The organism is Stenotrophomonas testudinis (assembly GCF_024499815.1).
Classification (GTDB): Bacteria; Pseudomonadota; Gammaproteobacteria; order Xanthomonadales; family Xanthomonadaceae; genus Stenotrophomonas.
Genome location: NZ_JAMOKY010000018.1, coordinates 1 through 26,087, shown reverse-complemented (window position 1 = coordinate 26,087; position 26,087 = coordinate 1). Strand labels below are relative to the sequence as shown.

Below are 26,087 nucleotides of genomic sequence, written 5' to 3'. Positions count from 1 at the left end.
CCGAGGCTGTCGTGTTCCGCGTTACCTACGCAGGTTCAATGCCTTGCGCGCTGCAGCGCAGAAAGTCAGGCCCGGAAAGAACACGAAGCCGCCTCGCCAGCGCAACGCAGAGCAGTTCATTGGCGACAAAAAAACCACGGCCCCGAAGGGCCGTAGTCATTCAACAGATGCGATGACGCGATGGATCAGAAGCGCTGCTGGTACTTCATGTAGACGAAGCGGCCGATGTCGTAGCCACCGTAGTACGAGAACACCGAGTTCGGCTTGGTGTACATCACCGGGCCGTACTTCTCGAACACGTTGTTGGCGCCAATCGACACGGTGGCATCCCACGGCAGGCTGTAACGGAACTGCACGTCGTGGAAGGTGACCGAACCACGCTCGTTGTAGTTGCGGGTACCGGCGTACCACGGTGCGCGCACGCCCGGATCGGAGCACTCGTCCGGATGCGCGCTGAGGCTCAGGCACTGCTCCTTGACGCCGGAGTAGTAACGCGCGGTCCAGGTGACGCCGAAGTTGCCCAGGTCCCAGCCCACGGTCAGGTTGGAGCGCACGCGGAAGCCGCTGCCGATGCCGTTGGTCGGGGTCGGCACCACGGTGGTGTCGTTGGTCGAACGGAAGATGTTCGAGCTGACGTAGGTGGTCGACCAGGCGCTGCTGAACTTGCCGTAGGAATCGGTATCCCAGCGATAGGTCACGTCCATGTCGTAACCTTCGGTTTCCAGGAAGCCGGCGTTGCGGTTGCCGTAGGTCAGCTTGTTGACGATGCCGTTGACCGGATCACGCGTGAACTGTGCGCAGCGCGAGGTCACGCCCTGCTCATAGCAGTCGATCAGGATCTGGTTCGGGCTGTCGGCAACGATGGTGTTGTCGATGCGGATCTTCCACCAGTCCAGCGAAGCGTTGAAGTTCGGGATGAAGCTCGGGCTCCACACCAGGCCCAGCGTCTTGCTCTTGGAGGTTTCCGGCTGCAGCAGCGGGTTGGAGCCGCTGGTGAACGGCACCGGGGTCTGGTCGGTGCTGCTGGTGATCGGCACCAGGCCCTGCTTCAGCTGGCGGTAGTTGTTGGCATCGGCGATGTCGCGGGCGCAGCGGGCACGCACTTCGGCGCTGGTGCGCGAAGCACCGTACACGGTGTCGCAGGGATCGGCGTAACCGGTGGTGAAGGTTTCCGAGCCGCCACCGTACAGGTCATTGATGGTCGGCGCGCGGAAGCCCTCGGCCCAGGTACCACGGACCAGCAGCTGGTCCAGCGGCTTCCACTTGAAGCCGAACTTGCTGTTGAGCGTGTTGCCGAAGGTGTCGTAGTCGGAGAAGCGCGTCGCTGCGTTCAGCGTCAGCTCCTTCGCACCCGGCAGGTCGGCCAGCAGCGGAGCGTTCAACTCCAGGTAGGCTTCGTTGACGCGGTAGCCGCCACCGGTCGGGCCCGAGGCCAGGTTGGTGGTGGCGCCGGTCTGGGCCAGCGCATCGGGAATGAACTCACCGGTTTCCTTGCGGTTTTCCAGGCCGAATGCAAAGCCCAGGTCACCGGCCGGCAGGGTCACGATGCTGCCCGCGATGGACGCGAAGAAGTTCTTGCCGACGGTCTTGCCGGAGGAATCCTCGGCCGGCATCAGGTAGTCGATCAGCGCCTGGTTGCCGGTCAGGCCATACGGATTGACCACGCCGGCGGCGACCAGCGGATTCCAGACCATGCAGTTGGCGATCGGCGCCGCAGCGGTGCCGCACTCGACCTTGCCGGTGGCGGCGTTGTAGTACGACGGGCCGACCGCGTTCTTCACGCGTTCCTTGTGCAGGTTGCCGGTGGCGTGCTGGCGCAGCTCGTTCTTGTTGTACTGGTAGCCGACTTCCCAGTCGAAGAAGCGCTCACCGATATCGAACGAACCACCGAAGGCGGCCACGGCACGGTAGGTCTTCAGCGAGCTGTCGCTGACGCGCGGCACTTCCCAGGTGCGGTGGTTCCAGGCCACGGCGGTCGGGGTGGCGTAACCGTGCTGGCTGCCGAACGGGTTGAAGTAGCTGTTGACCGACATCGCGCCGATGCCGGCGGTGGACGACTGCAGCGGGTAACCGGCGATCTGGCGGCTCGAGTCACGCTTGTTGTAGCCCAGCTGCGTGCTGAAGTGGATCGCGTCGGTGATGTTCAGGCGGCCATCGACGAACACCGAATCCCGCTTCAGCGGATAGTTCAGGTGCATCTGTTCGTTGGTGTTGCTGACATCGCCGTCCGGGGCATTCGGATTGGTGATGTGGTAGTTGGCCGGGTTCAGCGGGTCACTGCCGCGGTTGAGCGAGTAGCCGCAGCTGGCGGTGGCACAGCCCGGGCCCTTCAGGCCGGTGATCTGGCCGTACTGGCTGACGGTGGTCCAGGCTTCGGTCGGATGGCGGTCGGTGTTGCCGAATGCGCTGAACCAGCGGTCCTTGGCCCACACGGCCTTTTCTTCGGCGTGTTCGGCCGAGACGGTGATCGAGCCGCGGTCGTTGGACCAGCCGGCGACCACGTCGATGCGGTCACGGCCGCCGTCGCCCTGGCTGTACTGGCCGTGGTAGACGTTGGCGGTCACGCCGGACACGTCATGGCGGGTGATGATGTTGACCACGCCGGCCATGGCGTCGGAGCCGTAGATGGCCGAGGCGCCGTCCTTCAGCACTTCGATGCGCTCGACGGCCGACACCGGCAGGGTCGAGATGTCCTGGTAGCCGGAGGTGCTGATGCCCAGACGCTTGCCGTTGACCAGCACCAGGGTGCGCTGGGTACCCAGGTTGCGCATGTCGATGTAGGTACCACCGGCGTTCTCACCGGCGGTCAGCACGTTGGCGCGGCTGATGGTCGGGCTGCCCATCGCGGTGACGTTCTGCAGGATGTCGGACACCGAGGCGAAGCCCTGGCGTTCGATGTCGGTGCGCGAGATCGCCAGCACCGGGTTCGCGCTCTCCACGTCGACCTGACGGATGCGCGAGCCGGTGATTTCGATGCGGTCGAGGGTGGTGGGGGCGCCGTCCTGGGCAAATGCGGGCAGCGCAATGGTTGCGGTGCCGACGATCAGGGCCTGGCGGATCGCCTTGCCGAGCACGGTGGTGCGTGAAGTCATCGCGTCTCTCTCTCTCTCAGAAGCTGCGGGTGCAGGGCCAAAGGGACCCCAGCAAATGCCGGCTCGGTCGACAGCGACTGAGCCGGTGACTTCGATTTATTCTCGTTCGTTAACCAGATGTAAAGGGGTCAAGACGAAATGTGTCAAAATATATCGCGCCAACTTCATCTAAATTTAATAAAAGCAAGGCCTTAGGGTCACGGTGCTGTCGCCAGATTCGGCACAGTCCGGTAGCCTGAACGCCCATTCAGTTTCAAGAATGCGCAAACGCGCACGTGAAAACGGCCCCGTGTGGGGCCGTCGTCAGGTCGGGGATGGGACGTGTCGGGATGGGGCGTCGCGGCGGCTGGCGATGCCAGGCCGCCGGGGTCAGGCCACGAAGGGGCGGAACTGGATGCCCAGTCCGGCCAGGCCTTCGGTCTCGCCGATCAGGTCGGCGCGCAGCAGCGGCCGCGGGTCGATGAAGGCCTGCGGCACGATCAGCGACAGGCGGGTCTCGTCGGCGGTCAGTTCCAGCTTCGGCAGCGGCGCGTCTTCGTGGGCGCGGTTGAGCAGCACGGCCAGCCGCAGCAGGGCGGTCAGGCGGCGCGCGGTCAGCAGCAGTCGCTCGGGCAGGGCATCGAAGGCCGACTTGCCGACGCTGCGCCGGTGGCTGCGCACCAGGGCGGCCAGCATCTGCTGTTCCTGCCGCGAGAAGCCGGCGATGTCGGAGTTCTCCAGCACATAGCTGCCATGCACGTGGTAACCGCTGTGGGCGATCATCAGGCCAAGCTCGTGCAGGCGCGCGGCCCAGCCAAGCATGCGGGCGTCGTCGGCATCCAGCTTCCAGCGCTCCTGCACCTGCTCCAGCAGCGACAGGGCGGTGTCCTGCACGCGGTGGGCCTGCACGGTGTCGATGCCGTAGCGCTGGGTCAGCGCCGCCACCGATTCGTCGCGCGGATCGTTCTCGCCGGCACGGCCGACGATGTCGTACAGGATGCCTTCGCGCATGGCGGCCTTGCTGACCAGCAGCTTCTCCAGGCCCAGCGCCTGGAAGGCCGCCTCCAGCACCAGGATGCCGCCGGCGATGATCGGCCGGCGGTCGGCGGACAGCCCGGGCAGCACGATGTCGTCGATCTTCTTGGCCTTCAGCAGTTCGTCGCGCAGCTGTGGCAGGGCTTCGGCGGTGATCGCGCCCTTGCTCAGCTTCATCGTGGCGCAGATCTCGCTGATCGCCTTGTGCGTGCCCGACGAGCCCAGGGCTTCCTGCCAGCCCAGCGCGCGGTACTTGCTGGCGAACGGCTGGAACTCACGGCCGATCTCGGCCAGCGCGTCCTTCCAGCGCTTGCGGCTGAGCTTGCCGCCGGGGAAGAAGCGACGGGTGCTGGCGATGCAGCCGGCCTGCAGGCTCTCGCGCTCGAGGGTCTGCATGCCCTTGCCGATGATGAATTCGGTGGAACCGCCGCCGATGTCGATCACCAGGCGGCGCTGGTCGGCCTTGGGCGGCTGTGCATGGGCCACGCCGAGGTAGATCAGGCGCGCTTCTTCGCGGCCGCTGACCACTTCGATGGCATGGCCGAGCGCGGTTTCGGCCGGGACCAGGAACGACTGCGGCGAACGCAGCTGGCGCACGGTGTTGGTAGCCAGGGCGCGTACGCGGTGCGGGGGCACGTTGCGGATGCGCTGGCCGAAGCGGGCCAGGCATTCCAGCGCGCGCTGCCGTGCGGCGGTGGACAGGCCGCCCTTGCCATCCAGGCCATCGGCCATGCGCACGGTTTCGCGCAGGCGGTCGATGACGCGCAGCTGGCCGAGCGTGTAGCGCGCGATGACCATGTGGAAGCTGTTGGAGCCAAGGTCGATGGCGGCCAGCAGGTCGCCATCCTGCAATGGGGGCGGAGTCGTGGTGGTATGCGGCATGGGCGAATGTTAGCCGAAGGGGCGGTGTGCTCGTCACCGCGCGGCCTTCACATTTTGTAGGGGGAGTGCGGCAGGGCTGCGCCCTGCACCTGCAGAGGCCAGGGCAACGTCAACGGCAAAAGGCTGCATTCCGTGGGACGGCGGGGTGGGTCCGATGTCAGGGGACGCCGTGAACCCGTCCATGGCGGCTTGGTCGCGGCATCCATGCGGCTCACACCCCTGCCATCGGACCCACCCCGCCTTCGACAGTTTCCTGCGGTCTGCCGGAGCACGGGGTCGCATCCCGTTGCTGCGCAACGGGCTCTGACCCCGGTGATTCCGCGTGGCCGCGTTGTGCCGACCAACGGTCGGCACCTACCGGATCAGAGGCCCTGCATCAGCGCCATCTGCGCCGAATGCGGCGCTTCGTCGTGGGCCGGGGCGCGCTTGTGGTAGATGCCGTCGGCATCCAGTTCCCAGGCGTTGAGGTTGTCGTCCAGGTAGTTCTGCAGCACTTCGCGGTACACGCGCTTGGCCAGGTCCGGGTCGAGGATCGGGAAGCAGGTCTCGACGCGGCGCAGCAGGTTGCGTTCCAGCCAGTCGGCGCTGGCGCAGTACAGCTCCGGGGCGCCGTCGTTGCCGAACCAGTACACGCGGCTGTGCTCCAGGAAGCGGCCGACGATCGAGCGCACGCGGATGTTGTCCGACACGCCCGGCACGCCCGGGCGCAGGGTGCAGGCGCCACGGATGATCAGGTCGATCTGCACGCCGGCCTGCGAGGCCGCGTACAGCGCGCGCACCACCTGCGGTTCGTTCAGCGCGTTCATCTTGGCGATGATGCGCGCCGGACGACCGGCTGCAGCGATGCGCGTCTCGCGCTCGATGCGGGCGAGGATGCCGGTGTGCAGGGTGAAGGGCGACTGCAGCAGGCGCTTCAGCTTCATCTTCGAGGCCAGCCCGGACAGCTGCTGGAACAGCAGGTGCACGTCATTGCCGATGTCCGCATCGGCAGTGATCAGGCTGATGTCGGTGTACGCGCGGGCGGTACCGCTGTGGTAGTTGCCGGTGCCCAGGTGCACGTAGCGGCGCAGCTTGCGGCCTTCGCGGCGCACGATCAGCAGCATCTTGGCGTGGGTCTTGAAGCCGACCACGCCGTACACCACCTGCACGCCGGCTTCCTGCAGGCGGTCGGCCAGGCCCAGGTTGGCTTCTTCGTCAAAGCGCGCGCGCAGCTCGACCACCACCGTCACGTCCTTGCCGTTGCGAGCGGCCTGGATCAGCGCATCGACGATCAGCGAATCCTTGCCGGTGCGGTACAGGGTCTGCTTGATCGCCAGCACGTTCGGGTCCACCGCGGCCTGCTTGATCAGGTCCAGCACGGCGGTGAAGGCATCGAACGGGTGGTGCAGCAGCAGGTCCTGGCGCCGGGCGATCTCGAAGATGCCGTCGCTGTCGCGCAGGGTGCGCGGATTCATCGGCGGGTACTTCAGGTCCGGCTGCGGTACCAGGTCGTACAGCTGGATGATGCGGTTGAGGTTGACCGGGCCGTCGATGCGGTACACCGCGTTTTCGGTCAGGCCGAAGTTCTGCAGCAGGGTACGCACGATGTCCTTCGGCGTGTCCTCGGCGATCTCCAGGCGCACCGCCGGGCGGTAGCCGCGGTCGACCAGTTCATCGCGCAGGGCCAGCGCCAGGTTCTCCACTTCTTCCTCGTCCACCACCAGCTCGGAATTGCGCGTGACGCGGAACTGGTAGGCACCCTGGACTTCCAGGCCCGGGAACAGCTCGTCGACGAAGGCCGACAGCACCGAGGACAGGAACACGAAGTTCTGCCCGCCGCCCAGGCTTTCCGGCAGCTGGATGATGCGCGGCAGCGAACGCGGTGCGCGCACGATGGCCAGGTGGCCGGCGCGGCCGAACGCATCGGTTCCCTTCAGCACGACGACGATGTTCAGCGACTTGTTGAGGATCTTCGGGAACGGATGCACCGGGTCCAGGCCCAGCGGCGACAGCACCGGCATGATCTCGTTGCGGAAATACGCACGCAGCCAGCGCTTCTGCCGGTGGTTCCACGAGTGACGGCCGAGCACGCCGATGCCGGCCTCGGCCAGCGCCGGGCGCAGCGTCTCGTTCCAGCAGCGGTACTGCTGGTCCACCAGTTCGGCGGCGCGGTCATGGATGGCGTTGAGGATGGTCTGCGGGCTCATGCCGTCCGGGGCCGGCGGCAGGCCGAATTCCTGCGCGTGGCGCACGGCCGCGGCGCGGATTTCGAAGAACTCGTCGAGGTTGGTGCAGGAAATGCACATGAAGCGCAGGCGCTCCAGCAGCGGCACCTGCGGGTCCATCGCCTGTGCCAGCACGCGGAAGTTGAAATCCAGCTGGGACAGTTCGCGGTTGATGTAGAGCGCCGGGTCACGCAGCGGATCGTTGTCCGGGCTCACGGGGAGGGGGAGGGATCCGAGGCTGCTCATGGCTTCATTCTTCGATGGAGGTCAGGGGGGCGGACTCGCGCGGGCGCACGTGGTCGGCATCGAAATGACAGGAGAACACCGAGCCCTTGCCCACTTCGCTTTCGATCTCTAGCCGTGCATGGTGCAGGCCGAGGATGTGCTTGACGATGGACAGGCCCAGGCCGGTGCCACCGCTCTCGCGCGAGCGGCTGCTGGACACCCGGTAGAAACGTTCGGTCAGGCGCGGCAGGTGGGTGGCGGGAATGCCGTAGCCGCTGTCACGCACGGCCAGTACGGCGCCATCGCCCTCGCGGCGGAACTCCACCGCGATGCGGCCATCAGCCGGGGTGTACCGCACGGCGTTGGTGACCAGGTTGGAGAACGCGCTGTGCAGTTCCTTGGTCGAGCCCAGCAGGTCCACGCCGGCCAGGTCGTCGATGCTGATCTGGTGGCGGCCCTGGCTGTGCGCCTCGGCTTCGCGGCGCAGGGTGGCCAGCATCGGCTGCATGGCCACGGTCTCCGCTTCGCTGTGTTCCTGAGATTCCAGCCGCGACAGGGTCAGCAGGTCTTCCACCAGCTGGGCCATGCGCTGGCTCTGCTTGCGCATTTCTTCCAGCATCGGGCCGGTGCCGGGGAAGTCTTCCGGATCCATCATGTCCAGGTAGCCATGCACCACGGTCAGCGGCGTGCGCAGTTCGTGCGACACGTTGGCGACGAAGTCGCGGCGCACCTGTTCCAGGCGCAGCAGCTTGCTGACGTCGCGGGCGATCAGCAGCCAGTAATCGTTGGAATAGGGGATCAGGCGCAGGTTCAGGCGGATCGCGGGGTCCACCGGCGAGGGCGCGTCGAGGATCGGTTCGGCATTGCGGCCGCCGGCCAGCCAGTGGGCCAGCGGCATCGGCTGCAGGCGTTCGACCAGAGCTTCGCCGAGGTCACCGGGGTGGTGCAGGCCGAGCAGGGCGGTGGCCGCTTCGTTGAACCACTGCACGCGCTGGCTGTTGCGGTCCAGCACCACCACCGCATCGGGCAGGGCGGCAGCGGCGGCGCGGTAGCTGCGCAGCATGTCCAGCAGGCGGCGTTTGCGCACGCGCATTTCCACCTGGTTGCGGTACAGCAGGCGGTCCAGCTCGTTCCAAACGCCGGTACCTTCCTCGGCGGTTTCCCAGCGCTGGCGCGCGGTCAGCCGCCGCAGCACGCGGCGCAGGCGCCAGTAATGCCAGGTCAGCGTGGCCAATGCGGCCAGCGCGATGCACAGCCACAGATGCCCACTGAGCCATCCGACCACGCCGGCCAGCACCAATACCGCTGCCACGGAGGCCAGCGTCTTCAACCAGGCGGAGCGGATGTGGCGGGGCATTGCGGTCTCGTCGTTGGAGGCGGCGGTTCACGCGGTGAACCGAGGGTTATAGCAGAGTTGCCGACACCGGCACCCGCGGGTGCGCGGTGCCGGCACGACGAGGCTCAGGTCGCGTTGGAGAAGCGGTAACCGGCGCCGCGCACGGTCTGCACCATGTTCTCGGCGTTGAACGGTTCCAGCGTCTTGCGCAGACGGCGGATGTGCACGTCGATGGTGCGTTCTTCCACGTACACGCTGCCGCCCCACACATGGTCCAGCAGCTGGGCGCGGGTGTAGACGCGCTCGGGGTGGGTCATGAAGAAGTGCAGCAGGCGGTATTCGGTCGGGCCGATCGGCACCGGCTGTTCGTTGGCGAACACGCGGTGGGCGGCGCCGTCGATGCGGATCGGGCCGACGGCCACGCTGCCGTCTTCGTCGTCGTCACGGGCGCGGCGCATGACCGCGCGGATGCGGGCCAGCAGTTCGCGGGCCGAGAACGGCTTGACCACGTAGTCGTCGACACCGGCTTCGAGGCCACCGACGCGATCGTTCTCTTCGCCGCGCGCGGTCAGCATGATGATCGGCACTTCGCGGGTCAGGGTTTCCTTGCGCCAGCGACGGGCCAGGTCCAGGCCACTGGTGCCGGGCAGCATCCAGTCCAGCAGGATCAGGTCGGGGACGCGGTCGGCGATCGCGGTCTGGGCCTCGCGGGCATCGCCGGCGTGGACGGGTTCGTAATCGCCCTTGCGGAGGGCGAAGGCGACCATTTCGCGGATCGCGGGCTCGTCATCGACGATCAGGATGCGTTTCTGCACGAGGACACCGTAGGGCTCGGTTACTGGAGTGGTGCCAGTAGACTACGGTTTGATGACATGTTTGTGACTGCCTGCCCGGGATCGGCGCCGATTGCCATCCCCCGGTCATGCGTCGCTCAGCGCCGGTCCAACTCCGGGTCCTGCACGCCCTGGCGGCGCAGCTCCAGCACGGTGGGAGTGATGGTCTCGATGCGCGCATCCACCCGCGCGCGGCCGACATAGTCCAGCTCGGGATTGCGCTTGAGCGCCTGCAGCTGCATCAGCGCCTGCTCCGGGCGGCCACCGAGGAAGGCTGCCTCGGCATAGGCCTCGCTGGCCCGCACGCTGTCCCCGGCCAGTTCGCTGGCACGGGCGTAGCGCTGCTGGAAAACCGGATCGTTACCGCTTTGCGACAGCAAGGGCCGCAGCATCGCCTGGGCGCGTTGGCCGGCCTCGCGTCCGCCCTGTTCATTCAGGATTTCGGCGTAGGTCAGTGCCACCGGGCGGCTGTTGGGGTGTTCGCGCAGCAGCTGTTCGAAGCGGGCGTTGGCCTGGACCGGCTGGCCGGCGCGGGATTCCGCCTCGCCCAGGGCCAGGGCCACGAACAGGCTGTCCGGATGGGTCTGCAGCAGGCTGGCCAGGGCCTGCCGGGCCTGGTTGGCGCCGGCGCGGCCGCCGCGCATGGCGGCCAGGGCCTGGCCATAGCGCTGGGCGTCGGTCAGGCCGTCCTTCTGGCGCCGGGCCAGGTCGGCGTACTCGCGTTCCAGCTCCGGCGTAGTGTCGGCGCTGAGCACCCGCAGGCGCTCGCGGGCCCAGTCGAAGTCACCGCTGGCGCCGCGGCTGAGCTGGCCGATCGGCAGGCGCAGCACGCTGCTGGGCAGCAGCGGGTTGCTGCCGCGCAGCAGCGGCTCGCCCAGGCTGGGGTCGGCCGGGTTGACCCGCTCCTTGCGCTCGCCGCTGGGGGTGCTGGTGGTCAACAGCACCGTGTCCTTCTTCATCTGCTGGGCGCGGGCCTTGGCCTCGCTGATGCGGGTGGTGTTGACCGGGTGGGTCTGCAGGAAGTCGGGGGCCTGGTAGCCGCCGTCGTTGCCGCGCATGGCGGCCGACATCCGTTCGAAGAAGCCAGCCATGGCGTCCACGTCGTAGCCGCTGCGCGACAGGGTGCGGATGCCCAGACGGTCGGCCTCTGATTCGTTGGACCGGGTGTAGTTGATCTGCCGCTGCTGCATCAGGCCCATGCCGGAGCTGATCGCGGCCATGGTCGCGTTGCCGGAGGAGGAGCTGTTGCTGGCCTGGGCGGCCACCACTGCCGCCAGCATGCCCAGCAGGATCGGGATCTGGTCGCGCTGGGCCCGCTCGACCCCGCGCAGCACGTGCTGCTGGGTGACGTGGGCGATTTCATGGGACAGCACCGCCGCCACCTCGTCCTCGCGCTCGGCCGTCAGCACCAGGCCGGCATTGACCCCGATGTAGCCGCCGAGGGTGGCAAAGGCGTTGATCTGGCGGTCCTTCATCACGAAGAACGTGTAGGACTGGCGCGGCTGGTCGCTGTTGGAGCCCAGCCGGGTGCCCATGGTCTGCAGCCAGTCGTTGACCAGCGGGTCGTCCAGCAGGTAGCCGTAGTTGCGCAGCTCGCGCAGCATCATCGCGCCGTACTCGGCCTGCCGGGCCGGGGTCAGCAGTTCGCCGGCCGACGACCCGATGTCCGGCAGCTTCTCCTGGGCCTGGGCCAGCGGCATGGCCAGGGCCAGAGTGACGGCGGTAGTCAGCAGCAGGGCTCGCAAGCGGGAGGTCCTCGGGCGGGGCGCGCCAAGCGTGGCAGGGCAGGGGGCAACCATTCGTTAATCCACAGTGTTGCGGTCGTGGCGTGGAAATTCCAGCACACCGGTACCATATATGGACCGTCGATCCATCGTGGAGTTTCCCGTGACAGACCAGCCCGCTGGCGCCTCGCCTGCCATCACCATCTATTCCACCGCCGTCTGCCCGTACTGCGTGGCGGCCAAGAACTTCCTCAAGAGCAAGGGCCAGCAGTGGACCGAGGTCCGCATCGACCTGGACCCGGTCGAGCGCGAGAAGATGATGTCCCTGACCCGCCGCACCAGCGTGCCGCAGATCTTCGTCGGTGACGTCCATGTCGGTGGCTACGACGACATGATGGCCCTGCATCGTGAAGGCAAGCTCGAGCCGCTGCTGGCCGGGCAGGGCCAGGCATGAGCGCGGCCGACGACGGCAGCAAGGACCGCATCGCCGAATTCACCGCGTTCCGCAAGCGCATGAACGAACGCATTCTGGGTGAGCCGAACCAGGTGGTGCGGCGCTTCTTCGCGCTGGACACGCAGACCTACCAGGCCGGCGCGCTGGACGTGAAGACCAAGGAGCTGCTGGGCCTGGTGGCCTCGATGGTGCTGCGCTGCGACGACTGCATCAGCTACCACGTGGCCCAGTGCAAGGAAGCCGGGGTGACCCGTGAAGAGTTCTTCGAGACCTTCTCGGTCGGCCTGGTGGTCGGCGGCTCCATCGTGATCCCGCACCTGCGGCGCGCGGTCGACTTCCTCGACCAGCTCGAAGGCGGCGCCGCCGCTCCGGAAGCGCACGAGCACTGAGGTAGCGCCGGGCCATGCCCGGCCGATACCTGAACAAACGGCCGCCGGGCATGGCCCGGCGCTACCGGACGCGTGCCGGGGCATTCCGCGCGATCCAGCAGCCCAGGAGCCCCCTTGTTGTTCAAGGGGGCGCGCCGAAGGCGCGGGGATAAGGAGAAATGCGCGGGCAATTCTGCCTGAGCCGGAGAGTGGGACCATGGTCTATTTGGGACCTCGGCCCCGGCTCAGGCATAATTGCGGGTGAAACTTCCTTAGCGCCGGCGTTTCCGGGCACGTCCGGACGGCGTATTCCCCCCTGTTCGGAACATCGATCAATGACGCAGAAAATTACGGTCATCCGCGGCGACGGCATCGGCCCGGAAATCATGGACGCCACCCTGTTCGTCCTCGACCAGCTCAACGCTGGCCTGGAGTACGAAGATGCGGACGCCGGCCTGGTGGCCCTGGAAAAGCACGGCGACCTGATGCCGGCAGTGACCCTGGAATCGATCGCGCGCAACAAGGTCGCGCTGAAGAGCCCGCTGACCACCCCGGTCGGTGGTGGCTTCACCTCGATCAACGTCAGCCTGCGCCGCCACTTCGACCTGTACGCCAACGTGCGTCCGGCCCACACCTTCCCGAACACCAAGTCGCGTTTCAACAACGTCGACCTGATCACCGTTCGTGAGAACACCGAAGGTGCGTACCTGGCCGAAGGCCAGGAAGTCTCGGCTGATGGCGAGACCGCCTTCTCCGGCACCCGCATCACCCGCAAGGGCTCCGAGCGCATCGTGCGCTACGCCTTCGAGCTGGCCCGCAGCGTCGGCCGCAAGAAGGTCACCGCCGTGCACAAGGCCAACATCATCAAGTCGACCTCGGGCCTGTTCCTGAACGTCGCCCGTGAAGTGGCTGCGCAGTACCCGGACATCGAGTTCCAGGAAATGATCGTCGACAACTGCTGCATGCAGCTGGTAATGCGTCCGGAACAGTTCGACGTGATCGTGACCACCAATCTGTTCGGCGACATCATCTCCGACCTGTGCGCCGGCCTCGTCGGCGGCCTGGGCCTGGCCCCGGGTGCCAACATCGGCAAGGATGCGGCGATCTTCGAAGCCGTGCACGGCACCGCGCCGGACATCGCCGGCCAGGGCAAGGCCAACCCGTGCGCGCTGCTGCTGGCAGCTGCACAGATGCTGGACCATGTCGGCCAGCCGGAAAACGCCGAGCGCCTGCGCAAGGCCATCGTGGCCACCATGGAAGCCAAGGATTCGCTGACCGGCGACCTCGGCGGCACCGGTACCACCATGAGCTTCGCCCAGGCCATCGCCAGCCGCCTGTAAGCGGCCGGCGCTCCCGCTGGAGATCGCCCTGGGCGACGTCCAGCCGGGGAGGCACAGCGTTGAAGACGGGCCGTCCTTGTACGGCCCGTCTGCGTTTTCAACCGCGGGTTTTCACCGACAGGATGTTTGCAGATGCCTGAGGCGGCCGTGTGGGTCGTGGCGGCCGTTGCCGTCTATGCCATCGGCGTGGCGATCTACGCCACCTTGTACTGGCCGTGGTCCCGCGCCCAGCGTGCGCTGCGCCACCTGCGCAGGCATGGGGCGCCTCTCCGCAGCCTGCGCGAGAGCGAGGCGCGCCTCCTGCAGTTGATCGAGTTTCCGGCGGGGTTGCCGGTGTATCTGCTCGAAGGCAGCTGCGCGGCGTTTGTTGTCAGGGGCAGGTCCCCTCCGGCCCAACATGTGCAGACGCTGGCTGGCGTGCCGGTGAAGTATCCGGCGGGCCTCGCACATGCCGTGCGCGCGGGAAACAATACCGCCGAAGTGGTGCTGGGGCGCGACCACGCGATGATCGTGCGGCTCAATGGGGTCAAGGTGCCCTCGTAGGGTCGAGCCATGCTCGACTACGCAAGGCCAGTCGAGCATGGCTCGACCCTGCAGTGCGTTTTCTGCACAGATCATGTGTTGTTGCACGGCTGGTTCGTGCGCCATCCGCTCCGCATCCTGTGCCCCCTTCCCACCGCACAGGAGTCGCCCCATGAACCTTTCCGCCTTCGGCCTGGCCAGCCTGATCGGGATGGCCGCCGCCGCGTGCCTGGCCCGGCACGGCCTGCCGCGGCAGGTCACCAACCTGCAGCAGCACACGCTGCTGGGCTTCAGCCCGACCGGGGCCGGTGCGCCGTGGCAACTGCAGGGGCCGCGCGGCGCCACCGCCAGCATCGAGGCCGGCCAGCGCCTGCGCGTGGATGCCACGCCCGCGCTGCATGCGGCGGTAATGGCGGGCATAGGCATCTGTCTGTTTACTGCGTTGACCGTGCAGGAGGACCTGCGCAGCGGTCGCCTGACCCGCGTGCTGCCGGCCTGGAAGGGCGGGCAACGTCGCTACTTCGCGCTGTACCCGCGTGCGCGTGCACTGGCGCCGAAGGTGCGCGCGCTGGTCGATCACCTGGCCACGCACTACGCTGGGCGGACGGGCGGGGCAGGCTAGCCACGCCACGGCAACGAGGAGCGTGATGGATCCGGTTTATCTGCTGGTGGCGGTCGGTGCGATCGTCGCCGGCTTCGTGCAGGGCCTTTCCGGATTCGCATTCGGCATGGTGGCAATGTCCTTCTGGGCCTGGGGGCTGGATCCGCGGTTGGCCGCTGCGCTGTCGGTGTTCGGTGCGCTGACCGGGCAGCTGCTGGCGGTGTTCACCGTGCGCCGCGGCTTCAACCTGCGCCTGCTGCTGCCGTTCGTGGTGGGTGGCCTGGCCGGCATTCCGCTGGGCGTGCTGGTGCTGCCGCAGCTGGACATGGCCTGGTTCAAGGCCTTGCTGGGTGGGTTTCTGGCGGTGTGGTGCCCGGTGATGCTGATGGTGCGCCGGCTGCCGCCGAGCACGGTGGGCGGCCGCATCGGCGACGCCGTGGCGGGTATGGCCGGCGGCGTGCTCAGTGGCATCGGTGGCTTTGCCGGGCCGGTGCCGACGCTGTGGAGCACGCTACGCGGCTTCGCCAAGGACGAGCAGCGCGCGGTCATCCAGAACTTCAACCTGGCCATGCTGGCGGTGACCATGGCCACCTATGTCGGCAACGGCATGATCACCCGGCAGATGCTGCCGTACTTCGCCATCGTGGCCCCGGCCATGCTGGTGCCGACCCTGCTGGGCGCGCGCCTGTACATCGGCATCAGTGAAGCGCGCTTCCGGCAGATCGTGCTGGGCCTGCTGACCGCCTCCGGCATCGCCCTGCTGTGCTCGGCGCTGCCGGTGCTGCTGTCGCGTTGAGGCTCAGGCCGGGCGGAACATGCGAAAGCGCTGTTCGGCGCTGACCCGGAAATAATCGGCCGGGCCGCCACCGCGCAGGATCGGGTCGGCCGCAGCGGTGTCGTAAATGCCACCGACCAGCAGCCGCGCATCGATATGCACCGCCACTACCTCGCCCAGCACCAGCCAGCCGTTGGTGTCCTGGCCGGCGGCATCGCGCAGGCGCACGATCTGGGTGCAGCGGCATTCCATGCTGACCGGGCTCTGTGCCACGCGCGGCGGGCGCACCTGGGTGGACGCCAGCGGTGTCAGTCCGGCCAGGCTGAACTCATCGACCTCCGGCGCGACCGCGCGGCAGCTTTCGTTCATCGCCTCGGCCAGGTCGAACGTGGCCAGGTTCCAGACGAATTCGCCGGTGGCCTCGATGTTGTGCAGCGAGTCTTTCCGCCCTTGGCTGGAGAAGCCGATGATCGGCGGGGTGTAGTTGAGGGCGTTGAAGAAGCTGTAGGGCGCCAGGTTCAGGGCGCCGTCGGCGGCGCAGCTGGAGATCCAGCCGATCGGGCGCGGGCCGATGATGGCGTTGAACGGGTCGTGCGGCAGGCGGTGGCCGTCGGCGGGACGGTAGCTGTGGAAGGTGTCGGGCATGGGGTGGGGGTTCCGTAGCGTCGAGCGTGCTCGACTGCTTTCTGTAGAGCCGAGCCCATGCTCGGCTGCTTTTTACGCCAAGAGCAGCCGAGCATGGGCTTGGCTCTACCGCCTCTCCGGTTTACGAAAAAGCCGCGACCCTCGCGGATCGCGGCTTGTCGATTGCAGCTTGATCGGGCTCAGCGCTGCTGGATCTTCGACAGCAGGCGCAGGAACTCCACGTACAGCCAGACCAGGGTCACCATCAGGCCGAATGCGCCATACCACTCCATGTACTTCGGTGCGCGCTGGGCCACGCCGGTTTCGATGAAGTCGAAATCCAGCACCAGGTTCAGCGCGGCCACCACCACCACGAACAGGCTGAAGGCGATGCCCAGCCAGCTGGCGTCATGGATCATCGGCACGTTGATATTGAAGAAGCCCAACACGAACGAGGCCAGGTAGAGCAGGGCGATGCCGCCGGTGGCGGCGACGACGCCCAGCTTGAAGTTCTCGGTGGCCTTGATCAGGCCGCTGCGGTAGGCGAACAGCAGGGCGAACAGGGTGCCGAAGGTCAGCAGCACTGCCTGGAACACGATGCCCGGGAACTTCATGTTGAACACGGCCGAGATGGCGCCCAGGAACAGGCCCTCCACCAGCGCGTACATCGGCGCGGTGACCGGCGACCATTCCTTCTTGAAGATGGTGATCAGCGCCAGCACCAGGCCGCCGATCGCGCCGCCCATGGCATAGAGCTTGGCGCTGGCCATCACCTGGCCGTAGTCGTTGATCGACTGGTTCCAGGCGAAGGCGGCGGTCAGCACGGTCAGCAGCAACAGGATGCCGGTCTTGTTGACGGTGCCGTTGAGGGTCATCGCCTGGTCGGGGTGGGTCACCACCGAGCCGCTGGCCAGGTCGAGGAAAGTCGACTCGGAAAGAGCCGGGTTGCCGCTGCGCATGCGAAATCTCCGTGCGAAAGAGGGGGTTACGGCCATCCGGCCGGCTGCAGGGAGCATAGCCGATGGCGGCGCACGGTAGTGTGGCAGCGCGGCGCCGCCGGGCGGCCGCGTTGACAGGCTGCGCTGCGCTTGTTCACAATGACCAGCTCCCCGGGCCCTGCCCGAGGGGATTGCAACACCGGGGTATAGCGCAGTCTGGTAGCGCGCCTGCTTTGGGAGCAGGATGTCGGGGGTTCGAATCCCTCTACCCCGACCAATCCCACTACGTCGGATTGGACGCCGTTCCGGTTCGGGCGCCCGTAGCTCAACTGGATAGAGCACCGGCCTTCTAAGCCGGCGGTTACAGGTTCGATTCCTGTCGGGCGCGCCATCGGCACGACATGCAGGGCAATGCTGACGGACGTGAAGAAGTGCTTGCAAAAGCACGAAGACTCCACCAGAATGTCGGACTCGCTTCGGCGGACACGAACTTCGGTGAACGTCCTCGGGCAACGCATCAGGCTCCAGCGCCAGAACATCGGCGATGAAGCAAGCGTTTCAGTGGTGGCTGTAGCTCAGTTGGTTAGAGTACCGGATTGTGATTCCGGTGGTCGGGGGTTCGAATCCCCTCAGCCACCCCACTGTTTCAACCGCATCGGCAACGCCGACACGGTATTGCAATAAACAGAATGCACGCTACAATGTGCGTCTGAGTTTCACGGGCTGTTAGCTCAGTTGGTAGAGCAGTTGACTCTTAATCAATAGGTCCAAGGTTCGAATCCTTGACAGCCCACCAAGACGGAAGCCACCTGGTATGCCAGGTGGCTTTTTTCTTCAGCTAGTGCGGTACCCGGAGCAGCGCCGACGTCGACGATAGTTGAACGAAGTGCTTGCATCGCCCAGGCGGATGGGGTCATAATTCGCGCCCCGATTTCGGGCTGTTAGCTCAGTTGGTAGAGCAGTTGACTCTTAATCAATAGGTCCAAGGTTCGAATCCTTGACAGCCCACCAGACGAAAGCCACTTGGTCCGCCAAGTGGCTTTTTTCTTGCCTGCGATCGGGCGGTTCGCGTGATCGGGACGCATCCACGCATGGCGTGGATCTACCGATCAATCGGCGCGTCATATCTACGCATGGCGCGGATCTACTGAAGCGATGCTTAAAACTGGGTTACATGCGTCATCAGTGTTTTCAGTGCTGTGCGCTGCATCTCACCGGCGGCGCTTCGCATCACTCCCAATGGATGTTCCGCGCGAGAAGCGCATGCATGTGGAGTGAGACTTGATGATTGCAACGAACAGGAATGCAGGGCTGATCGTGTCCGGCGTGCTGCTGCTCGCATTGGTGGGCTGCAAGCCTGCTGAGCCGCCTGCAACCAGCGACGACCACGCGCAGACCGTGCCGCGTGATGCCGATACGGCAAGCGTGGCAATGCAACCGGCCATGCCCTCGGAGAACGGTGGGACGACCGAGGTGGTCGAGATCACCCGCGCGGACGATGGGTCCTCGGTGCAGCTGCGCAAGGTCGATGCATCCGATCCGCCATCGGCGGCCGAGCCCGCGCACTGAGCCTGTCGGGCCCGGTGTGGTTCAGGCCATCCGGGCCCTTGCGAACGACGTGCGAAGGCTGCGCAGGCGTCGTCCGCTTTCGTAGGCCAGCAGTGGCAGCGCCCAGCTCAGCACCAGCAGGCTGGGCACCATCACCAGCGGCGATGCCAGCTGCATCAGTGCCGGTACCAGCAGGAACAGGCGGAACACGGCGGGTGACAGCGTCACCAGATAGCTGCGCAGCATCCAGCGCTGGTGCGCGTCGATGTCGCCACGGCGGATCGTGCGGTAGCCGCGCAAAGAGGTGATCAGCCAGGCAAGACCGGTGGCGGCAAAACGTGCAGCCACAACCAGCTGCGCCGGTCCCAGAACATGCCGTAGGCCTCCGGCGTCACCTGCACATAGCGTTGCGCGGTAACCCACAGAAAGTGGCCGGCCACGGCCAGGCCCAACAGCCAGAAGGCGGCCTTCCACCCGGCGCTCGAGGTGCGCGGGGAGGGCGGGGCGGTGCTGATGTGCTCCATCGGGACGTCCCGCCGGGGCAATCCCGTGAGCCTGCGCGATATGCGAGGGAATTCGCATTCAGCTTTGTCATGCCTTTCGCTTTCCAGTCCCGCCTGCGACAATGAACCCCTGTGCCGGCCACGCGAAAGTGGCGGAATTGGTAGACGCCCTGGATTTAGGTTCCAGTGTCGCAAGGCGTGGGGGTTCGAGTCCCCCCTTTCGCACCAGTGCCGGCCTGTCTCCGCCCTGATCGGGCCGCCGACGGACCCTTGACCGCCACGCGCTGGCAGTGCAGGCCGAATTGGGCGAAACTAAAGGGCTGCGGCAAGCAGGCGCGTCCCAGACGTCGTGTCCTTACAACCGTTTCATCCCAATCATCGAGCCGGGGGCGTGGGCCACCGGTGGCAGGAGTCAACATGCAAGCTTCGATCGAAACCATCGGCAACCTGGAACGCCGCCTGAGCTTCTCGCTGCCGGAAGACCGTCTGCAGAGCCACATCAACGGGCGCCTGGGCGAAATCGCCCGTACCACCCGCATCAAGGGCTTCCGCCCGGGCAAGGTGCCGGCCAAGGTGATCGAGCAGCGCTTCGGCGCGCAGGTCCGTGGCGAGGCGCTGGACGGCCTGCTGCGCGAAACCTTCGATGCCGCCGTGCGTGAGCACGACCTGCGCATCGTCGGCAGCCCGCGCATCGACAAGGGCGAAGAGGGTGAATTCTCCTTCGTCGCCACCGTGGAAGTGGTGCCGGACTTCGGCGACATCGACGTCAGCAAGCTGACCGTGGTGCGCCACACCGCTGAGATCACCGACGCCGACATCGACCAGATGATCGAGAACCTGCAGAACCAGCGTCGTACCTGGGCCCCGGTCACCCGTGGCGCGCAGGACGGCGACCTGGTCGCGCTGGAAACCTGGTCGCAGGCCGGCGAAGAGCGCCTGCCGGCCGAAGGCACCGAGAAGGGTTCGATCGTGCTCGGCCAGGGCATGATGTTCGAAACCATCGAAAAGGGCCTGGTCGGCCTGGCCAAGGGCGAAGAGAAGACCCTGGACGTCGAGTTCCCGGCTGACTGGCGCGTGCCGGTGCTGGCCGGCAAGACCGTGCAGGTCACCGTCAAGGTCGTCGAGGTGTCCGAGCCGGTCGTGCCGGCCGTCGATGAAGCCTTCATCAAGAGCTTCGGCGTGAAGGGTGGCGACGTCGAGCAGTTCCGCAGCGACATCCGCGCCAACCTGGAGCGCGAGCTGAAGGGCGCCCTGATGAACCGCCTGCGCCGCGAAGTGGGTGAGCAGCTGATCGCCGCCTATTCGTCGGTGGAAATGCCGCCGCGCCTGGTCGAGAACGAAGCCCGCGCCATGCTGGCCCAGCAGGTCGAGCAGGCCCGCCGCAACGGCCAGAACGTCGGTGACGTCCCGGCCGATGCCCACGAGGGCTTCAAGGACGCCGCCGCCAAGCGCGTGCTGGTCGGCCTGGTGGTGGGCGAAGTGGCCCGCACCAACGACCTGCGCCTGGAAGCCAAGCGCCTGAACGAAACGATGCGTCTGATCGCTTCGACCTACGAAGAGCCGGAACAGGTCATTGAGATGTACCGCAACGACCCCCAGCTCATGTCGGGTCTGCAGAACCGCGTGATGGAAGAGCAGGTGATCGACTGGATCGCCGAGCGCGCCCAGCACACCGAAGAAAAGCTGTCGTTCCAGGACGCGATCCGCCAGTAATACGGGGCGGATCTCCCCATACCCCGCGCCTGCACCGGCGCGGGGGTGTTTCCCCCCAAGACAGGTACCTCACGAAATGGACAACCGGACCAAAGCCCTGAACATGGTTCCCATGGTGGTCGAGCAGACCAGCCGCGGCGAGCGTGCCTACGACATCTATTCGCGCCTGTTGAAGGAGCGCCTGATCTTCCTCGTGGGCCCGATCGACGATCACATGGCCAACGTGGTGGTGGCGCAGCTGCTGTTCCTGGAAGCGGAGAACCCGGAAAAGGACATCAGCATCTACATCAACTCGCCGGGTGGCGTGGTCACCGCCGGCATGGCGATCTACGACACCATGCAGTACATCAAGCCGGACGTGAGCACCATCTGCGTCGGCCAGGCCGCCTCGATGGGCGCCCTGCTGCTGGCCTCTGGCGCTGCCGGCAAGCGTTATGCGCTGCCGAACTCGCGCGTGATGATCCATCAGCCGCTGGGCGGCTTCCAGGGCCAGGCCACGGACATCGACATCCATGCCCGTGAAATCCTGACCCTGCGTTCGCGCCTGAACGAAGTGCTGGCCAAGCACACCGGCCAGTCACTGGAAACGATCGCCCGCGACACCGAGCGCGACAACTTCAAGAGCGCGGTCGACTCGGTGGCCTACGGCTTGGTCGACCAGGTGCTGGAGCGTCGTCCGGAAGAGTCGATCCAGGCCGGTTGATCGGCCTGCACGGGGCCAGGGAGGCCCCGTTCCTGCAGGGTCGGACCGGGACTGTCGTCCCTCCGGCCCTGTGCTATTCTCGAATCGAACCCCCGTTCAGCGGGTGGGGTAACTGGGTAAGCGAAGCATGAGCGAAGACCGCCAAGGTCGTTCCACGGACACCGGCAAGATCCTCTACTGCTCTTTCTGCGGAAAGAGCCAGCATGAAGTGCGCAAGCTCATTGCGGGTCCGAGCGTGTTCATCTGCGATGAATGCGTGGAGCTGTGCAACGACATCATCCGTGAAGAACTCGAGGAAAAGGCGCAGTCGGCGCGCAGTTCGCTGCCCAAGCCGCGCGAGATCCTCGAGGTGCTCGACCAGTACGTGATTGGCCAGAACCGGGCCAAGCGCACCTTGGCCGTGGCTGTCTACAACCACTACAAGCGCATCGAGAGCCGGCAGAAGAACGATGAGGTCGAACTGGCCAAGTCGAACATCCTGCTGGTCGGCCCGACCGGTTCGGGCAAGACGCTGCTGGCCGAAACCCTGGCCCGCCTGCTCAACGTGCCGTTCACCATGGCCGACGCCACCACGCTGACCGAAGCCGGTTACGTGGGCGAGGACGTGGAGAACATCATCCAGAAGCTGCTGCAGAAGTGCGACTACGACGTCGAGAAGGCACAGCAGGGCATCGTCTACATCGATGAAATCGACAAGATCTCGCGCAAGAGCGAGAACCCGTCGATCACCCGCGATGTGTCCGGCGAAGGCGTCCAGCAGGCCCTGCTGAAGCTGATCGAAGGCACCGTGGCCAGCGTTCCGCCGCAGGGCGGCCGCAAGCACCCGCAGCAGGAATTCCTGCAGGTGGACACCAAGAACATCCTGTTCATCTGTGGCGGCGCGTTTGCCGGCCTGGACAAGGTGATCCAGCAGCGTTCCAACGACGCCGGCGGCATCGGCTTCGGCGCCAAGGTGAAGAGTGCCGAGCGCAAGGTGGAAGTGGGCAAGGTGCTGGCTGAAGTCGAGCCGGAAGACCTGATCAAGTTCGGCCTGATCCCCGAATTCGTCGGCCGCCTGCCGGTGGTGGCGACCCTGGAGGAGCTGGACGAGCCGGCCCTGATCAAGATCCTGACCGAGCCGAAGAACGCCATCACCAAGCAGTTCAAGAAGCTGTTCGAGATGGAGAACGTCGAGCTCGAGTTCCGTCCGGACGCGCTGTCGGCCATTGCCAGGAAGGCGCTCAAGCGCAAGACCGGCGCCCGTGGCCTGCGTACCATCGTCGAATCGGTCCTGCTGGACACCATGTACGACCTTCCCTCGCAGGAAAACGTCAGCAAGGTGGTCGTGGATGAATCGGTGATCGAGCACAAGTCCGAGCCGTACCTGATCTACCAGACCCCGGCGGCCCCTGAACAGAAGGCCGCAGGCGCCGAGTGATCCTTTCAACTTTTTGATTTGAAAGGATTTTCAACGAACGCCTTGCATCTGAAAGCCGATGGCCCCATAACGGGGCCATCGGCTTTTTTTGTCTCCGGAAGATGCCCTCCCGGAGACGGTTTTCCCCTTCCCTGGAGCCCCCATGGCCCGTTCCCCAAGTGAGACCCTCGACCTGCCGGTCCTGCCGCTGCGCGACGTAGTGGTGTTCCCGCACATGGTCATCCCGCTGTTTGTCGGCCGTGACAAGTCCATGCACGCGCTCGAACAGGCAATGGAGGCAGACAAGCGCATCCTGCTGCTGGCGCAGAAGTCGGCCGAGACCGACGACCCGCAGGCGGCCGACCTCTACCAGGTCGGTACGCTGGCGCAGGTGCTGCAGCTGCTGAAGCTGCCCGACGGCACCATCAAGGTGCTGGTCGAAGGCCTGTCGCGCGTGCAGATCACCCACGTCGACGAGCGTGATGGCTCGCTGCACGGCCAGGCCATGGAGATCGACGCGGCCGACCCGCGCGAGCCGCGCGAGATCGAAGCCATCGCCCGCTCGCTGATGTCGCTGTTCGAGCAGTACGTCAAGACCAACCGCAAGCTGCCGCCGGAGCTGCTGCAGACCCTGGCCGGCATCGACGAGCCGGCACGCCTGGCCGACACCATCGCCGCGCACATCAGCGTGCGCTTGGCCGACAAGCAGCGCCTGCTGGAAACGCTGGCCGTGGGCGAGCGCCTGGAGATGCTGGTCGGCCTGGTCGACGGCGAGATCGACGTGCAGCAGATGGAAAAGCGCATCCGCGGCCGCGTGAAGTCGCAGATGGAAAAGAGCCAGCGCGAGTACTACCTCAACGAACAGATGAAGGCCATCCAGAAAGAACTGGGTGACCTCGACGACGCGCCGGGCGAGCTGGAAGAGCTGGCCCGCAAGATCGCCGAAGCCGGCATGCCCAAGCCGGTGGAAGCCAAGGCGCGCAACGAGCTGAACAAGCTCAAGCAGATGTCGCCGATGTCGGCCGAAGCGGCGGTCGTGCGCAACTACCTGGAGTGGCTGCTGGGCGTGCCATGGAAGAAGCGCACCAAGGTGCGCAAGGATCTGAAGGTCGCGCAGGACACCCTGGACGCCGACCACTACGGCCTGGACAAGGTCAAGGACCGCATCCTGGAATACCTGGCGGTGCAGTCGCGCGTGAAGCAGATGAAGGGCCCTATCCTGTGCCTGGTCGGTCCGCCGGGCGTGGGCAAGACCTCGCTGGGTCAGTCCATCGCCAAGGCCACCAACCGCAAGTTCGTGCGCATGTCGCTGGGCGGCGTGCGCGACGAGGCCGAGATCCGTGGCCACCGCCGCACCTACGTCGGTTCGATGCCGGGCCGCATCGTGCAGAACCTCAACAAGGTCGGCAGCAAGAACGCGCTGTTCGTGCTCGATGAGATCGACAAGATGTCGATGGACTTCCGTGGCGATCCGTCCTCGGCGCTGCTGGAAGTGCTCGATCCGGAGCAGAACAACGCGTTCAACGACCACTACCTGGAAGTGGACCTGGACCTGTCCGAAGTGATGTTCGTGGCGACCTCCAACTCGCTCAACATCCCGGGCCCGCTGCTGGACCGCATGGAAGTGATCCGCATCCCCGGCTATACCGAGGATGAGAAGCTCAACATCGCTACCCGTTACCTGTCGCCGAAGCAGATCAAGGCCAATGGCCTGAAGCCGGAAGAACTGGAAATCGGCAGCGACGCCATCCAGGACATCGTGCGCTACTACACGCGCGAATCCGGCGTGCGCAACCTGGAGCGCGAGATCGCCAAGATCTGCCGCAAGGTGGTGAAGGAAATCGCACTGGCCGGCCCGCAGCCGGTCAAGGCAAAGAAGGGCGCGAAGAAGTCCAAGGCCCTGGTCAGCGTCACCAGCAAGAACCTGGACAAATACCTGGGCGTGCGTCGCTTCGACTTCGGCCGCGCCGAGGAAGCCAACGAGATTGGCCTTGTCACCGGCCTGGCCTGGACCGAAGTGGGTGGCGATCTGCTGCAGATCGAATCGACCCTGGTGCCGGGCAAGGGCCAGCTGATCCTGACCGGCCAGCTCGGCAACGTGATGAAGGAATCGGCATCGGCGGCGTTGTCGGTGGTGCGTTCGCGCGCCGTCGGCTTCGGCATCGATGCGGAATTCCTGCAGAAGCACGACGTGCACGTGCACGTGCCCGATGGCGCCACGCCGAAGGACGGCCCCAGTGCCGGCGCGGCGATGGTTACCTCGCTGGTGTCGATGCTTAGCAAGGTGCCGGTGCGTGCCGACGTGGCGATGACCGGTGAGATCACCCTGCGCGGTCGCGTCACCGCCATCGGTGGCCTGAAGGAAAAGCTGCTGGCGGCACTGCGTGGTGGTATCCGTACGGTCATCATCCCCGAGGAGAACCGCAAGGACCTGGCCGACATCCCGGCCAATGTCACCCGTGATCTGCAGATCGTGCCGGTGAAGTACATCGAGGAAGTGCTGGACCTGGCGCTGGAGCGTCCGCTGGCACCGAAGAAGGCGCGCAAGACTGCGCAGCGCGTCACGGTGCGCAGCAAGGCCAAACCGAGTGGAAACGCGCGCGTCAAGCATTGACGCGCGCTGTCGAAATGCCTGAAACCCGCGTCGTTGCTGGCTTTCCACCTTGCGTGGGGGTAGGGGCGCTGGTATAAAAGCAGCACCCGCGAATGAGTGATCGCAGTCTGGCGATCACTGAATTCGGCGAACAGTTTCCACATGGCGGCCGTGCGCGCATCGCGTGCGGTTGCTTCCCTGTCGAATAAGCGGAACCCACCGCCAAAGGAGTTGTACAGAATGAACAAGACCGAATTGATCGATGCCGTTGCTGAAGCCGCCGACCTGACCAAGGCCGAGTCCAGCCGCGCTGTCGATGCCGTCGTTGCTGCCGTCACCAAGGCGCTGAAGGACGGCGATGCGGTCACCCTGGTTGGCTTCGGTACCTTCCAGGTCCGCGACCGTGCTGCCCGCACCGGCCGCAACCCGAAGACCGGCGACACCATCAAGATCGCTGCTTCGAAGAATCCGTCGTTCAAGGCTGGTAAGGCCCTGAAGGATGCTGTAAACTAAGCGGCTCGCTGGGGTGCTTAGCTCAGCGGTAGAGCGTCTCCTTTACACGGAGAGGGTCGGGGGTTCGAAACCCTCAGCACCCACCACAGCACCGCAGTAAAAGTTCAAGTGTGGAGCGGTAGTTCAGCTGGTTAGAATGCTGGCCTGTCACGCCGGAGGTCGCGGGTTCGAGTCCCGTCCGCTCCG

21 protein-coding genes, 8 tRNA genes and 1 pseudogene are annotated in these 26,087 nt (G+C 65.9%); 20 read left to right on the top strand and 10 right to left on the bottom strand.

Annotated features, from left to right (window positions below; all coding sequences use genetic code 11):
* Positions 1–185 precede the first annotated feature (185 nt).
* The 6 genes from NQ204_RS11710 to NQ204_RS11685 all read right to left on the bottom strand — a co-directional run bounded on the left by NQ204_RS11710 (position 186) and on the right by NQ204_RS11685 (position 11,331).
* Entirely contained in the window at positions 186–3,092 is a 2,907-nt protein-coding gene (locus NQ204_RS11710) for a TonB-dependent receptor domain-containing protein (RefSeq protein WP_256643935.1), read from the bottom strand.
* A 369-nt stretch (positions 3,093–3,461) separates the two neighbouring features.
* On the bottom strand, positions 3,462–4,988 hold the full coding sequence (gene ppx / locus NQ204_RS11705) for an exopolyphosphatase (protein ID WP_256643934.1): 1,527 nt from the start codon (positions 4,986–4,988) through the stop codon (positions 3,462–3,464).
* Positions 4,989–5,350: 362 nt separating this feature from the next.
* Complete coding sequence (gene ppk1, locus NQ204_RS11700) at positions 5,351–7,438, bottom strand: polyphosphate kinase 1 (protein WP_116864193.1); 2,088 nt, start codon at positions 7,436–7,438, stop codon at positions 5,351–5,353.
* Between the two features lie 4 nt (positions 7,439–7,442).
* Entirely contained in the window at positions 7,443–8,774 is a 1,332-nt protein-coding gene (gene phoR / locus NQ204_RS11695) for a phosphate regulon sensor histidine kinase PhoR (protein ID WP_116864194.1), read from the bottom strand.
* 104 nt (positions 8,775–8,878) lie between these two features.
* Positions 8,879–9,568 (bottom strand): phosphate regulon transcriptional regulator PhoB, encoded by a 690-nt coding sequence (gene phoB, locus NQ204_RS11690; RefSeq protein WP_108767888.1) that lies wholly within the window; start codon positions 9,566–9,568, stop codon positions 8,879–8,881.
* Between the two features lie 116 nt (positions 9,569–9,684).
* Positions 9,685–11,331 (bottom strand): M48 family metalloprotease, encoded by a 1,647-nt coding sequence (locus NQ204_RS11685; protein ID WP_116864195.1) that lies wholly within the window; start codon positions 11,329–11,331, stop codon positions 9,685–9,687.
* A 112-nt stretch (positions 11,332–11,443) separates the two neighbouring features.
* On the opposite strand from NQ204_RS11685, the gene grxC reads away from it, so the two are divergent.
* The 6 genes and pseudogenes from grxC to NQ204_RS11655 all read left to right on the top strand — a co-directional run bounded on the left by grxC (position 11,444) and on the right by NQ204_RS11655 (position 15,391).
* Positions 11,444–11,764: a glutaredoxin 3 gene (grxC, locus tag NQ204_RS11680; protein ID WP_305888387.1), complete on the top strand. Its 321-nt coding sequence runs from the start codon at positions 11,444–11,446 to the stop codon at positions 11,762–11,764.
* Positions 11,761–12,153: a carboxymuconolactone decarboxylase family protein gene (locus NQ204_RS11675; RefSeq protein ID WP_053519434.1), complete on the top strand. Its 393-nt coding sequence runs from the start codon at positions 11,761–11,763 to the stop codon at positions 12,151–12,153. The genes grxC and NQ204_RS11675 overlap by 4 nt, the downstream gene beginning before the upstream one ends.
* Positions 12,154–12,467: 314 nt before the next feature.
* Positions 12,468–13,472, top strand: coding sequence for an isocitrate dehydrogenase (locus NQ204_RS11670; RefSeq protein ID WP_108767891.1), 1,005 nt, complete (start codon positions 12,468–12,470; stop codon positions 13,470–13,472).
* A 132-nt stretch (positions 13,473–13,604) separates the two neighbouring features.
* Positions 13,605–14,015 carry a hypothetical protein gene (locus NQ204_RS11665; RefSeq protein ID WP_256643933.1) on the top strand — a complete coding sequence of 137 codons (411 nt, stop codon included), beginning with the start codon at positions 13,605–13,607 and terminating at the stop codon, positions 14,013–14,015.
* 190 nt (positions 14,016–14,205) lie between these two features.
* Positions 14,206–14,616 (top strand): annotated as a pseudogene (locus NQ204_RS11660) (LysR substrate-binding domain-containing protein); the annotation flags it as partial.
* A gap of 25 nt (positions 14,617–14,641) precedes the next feature.
* Positions 14,642–15,391 (top strand): sulfite exporter TauE/SafE family protein, encoded by a 750-nt coding sequence (locus NQ204_RS11655; RefSeq protein WP_256643932.1) that lies wholly within the window; start codon positions 14,642–14,644, stop codon positions 15,389–15,391.
* A 3-nt stretch (positions 15,392–15,394) separates the two neighbouring features.
* Here the strand turns inward: NQ204_RS11655 and NQ204_RS11650 are convergent, their stop codons facing one another.
* On the bottom strand, positions 15,395–16,015 hold the full coding sequence (locus NQ204_RS11650) for a flavin reductase family protein (RefSeq protein ID WP_256643931.1): 621 nt from the start codon (positions 16,013–16,015) through the stop codon (positions 15,395–15,397).
* A 179-nt stretch (positions 16,016–16,194) separates the two neighbouring features.
* On the bottom strand, positions 16,195–16,953 hold the full coding sequence (locus NQ204_RS11645; protein ID WP_159097476.1) for a Bax inhibitor-1/YccA family protein: 759 nt from the start codon (positions 16,951–16,953) through the stop codon (positions 16,195–16,197).
* A 179-nt stretch (positions 16,954–17,132) separates the two neighbouring features.
* On the opposite strand from NQ204_RS11645, the gene NQ204_RS11640 reads away from it, so the two are divergent.
* From NQ204_RS11640 to NQ204_RS11615, 6 genes are all read left to right on the top strand, one after another.
* Positions 17,133–17,209, top strand: a tRNA-Pro gene (locus NQ204_RS11640).
* A gap of 37 nt (positions 17,210–17,246) precedes the next feature.
* A tRNA-Arg gene (locus tag NQ204_RS11635) sits at positions 17,247–17,323 on the top strand.
* Between the two features lie 173 nt (positions 17,324–17,496).
* Positions 17,497–17,573 (top strand) — tRNA-His (locus NQ204_RS11630).
* A gap of 79 nt (positions 17,574–17,652) precedes the next feature.
* Positions 17,653–17,728, top strand: a tRNA-Lys gene (locus NQ204_RS11625).
* Positions 17,729–17,867: 139 nt separating this feature from the next.
* A tRNA-Lys gene (locus NQ204_RS11620) sits at positions 17,868–17,943 on the top strand.
* 273 nt (positions 17,944–18,216) lie between these two features.
* On the top strand, positions 18,217–18,501 hold the full coding sequence (locus NQ204_RS11615) for a hypothetical protein (RefSeq protein WP_256643930.1): 285 nt from the start codon (positions 18,217–18,219) through the stop codon (positions 18,499–18,501).
* 21 nt (positions 18,502–18,522) lie between these two features.
* Here the strand turns inward: NQ204_RS11615 and NQ204_RS11610 are convergent, their stop codons facing one another.
* Positions 18,523–18,828 (bottom strand): DUF2306 domain-containing protein, encoded by a 306-nt coding sequence (locus tag NQ204_RS11610; RefSeq protein ID WP_343238494.1) that lies wholly within the window; start codon positions 18,826–18,828, stop codon positions 18,523–18,525.
* Complete coding sequence (locus tag NQ204_RS11605) at positions 18,789–19,004, bottom strand: hypothetical protein (RefSeq protein WP_243402728.1); 216 nt, start codon at positions 19,002–19,004, stop codon at positions 18,789–18,791. Before NQ204_RS11605 ends, NQ204_RS11610 begins: the two co-directional genes overlap by 40 nt.
* A gap of 122 nt (positions 19,005–19,126) precedes the next feature.
* On the opposite strand from NQ204_RS11605, the gene NQ204_RS11600 reads away from it, so the two are divergent.
* From NQ204_RS11600 to NQ204_RS11565, 8 genes are all read left to right on the top strand, one after another.
* Positions 19,127–19,211: transfer RNA gene (locus NQ204_RS11600), tRNA-Leu, on the top strand.
* A 189-nt stretch (positions 19,212–19,400) separates the two neighbouring features.
* On the top strand, positions 19,401–20,696 hold the full coding sequence (gene tig, locus NQ204_RS11595) for a trigger factor (RefSeq protein WP_256643929.1): 1,296 nt from the start codon (positions 19,401–19,403) through the stop codon (positions 20,694–20,696).
* Positions 20,697–20,772: 76 nt separating this feature from the next.
* The gene (gene clpP, locus NQ204_RS11590; protein WP_079220811.1) at positions 20,773–21,399 is read left to right on the top strand and encodes an ATP-dependent Clp endopeptidase proteolytic subunit ClpP; all 627 of its coding nucleotides are present in this window, start codon (positions 20,773–20,775) and stop codon (positions 21,397–21,399) included.
* Between the two features lie 127 nt (positions 21,400–21,526).
* The gene (clpX, locus tag NQ204_RS11585) at positions 21,527–22,816 is read left to right on the top strand and encodes an ATP-dependent Clp protease ATP-binding subunit ClpX (protein ID WP_108758290.1); all 1,290 of its coding nucleotides are present in this window, start codon (positions 21,527–21,529) and stop codon (positions 22,814–22,816) included.
* Between the two features lie 142 nt (positions 22,817–22,958).
* Positions 22,959–25,409, top strand: a complete 2,451-nt coding sequence (gene lon, locus NQ204_RS11580; RefSeq protein WP_256643928.1) for an endopeptidase La — start codon at positions 22,959–22,961, stop codon at positions 25,407–25,409.
* Between the two features lie 219 nt (positions 25,410–25,628).
* The gene (locus NQ204_RS11575) at positions 25,629–25,901 is read left to right on the top strand and encodes an HU family DNA-binding protein (protein ID WP_004146343.1); all 273 of its coding nucleotides are present in this window, start codon (positions 25,629–25,631) and stop codon (positions 25,899–25,901) included.
* Between the two features lie 11 nt (positions 25,902–25,912).
* Positions 25,913–25,987 (top strand) — tRNA-Val (locus NQ204_RS11570).
* 26 nt (positions 25,988–26,013) lie between these two features.
* Positions 26,014–26,087 (top strand) — tRNA-Asp (locus NQ204_RS11565).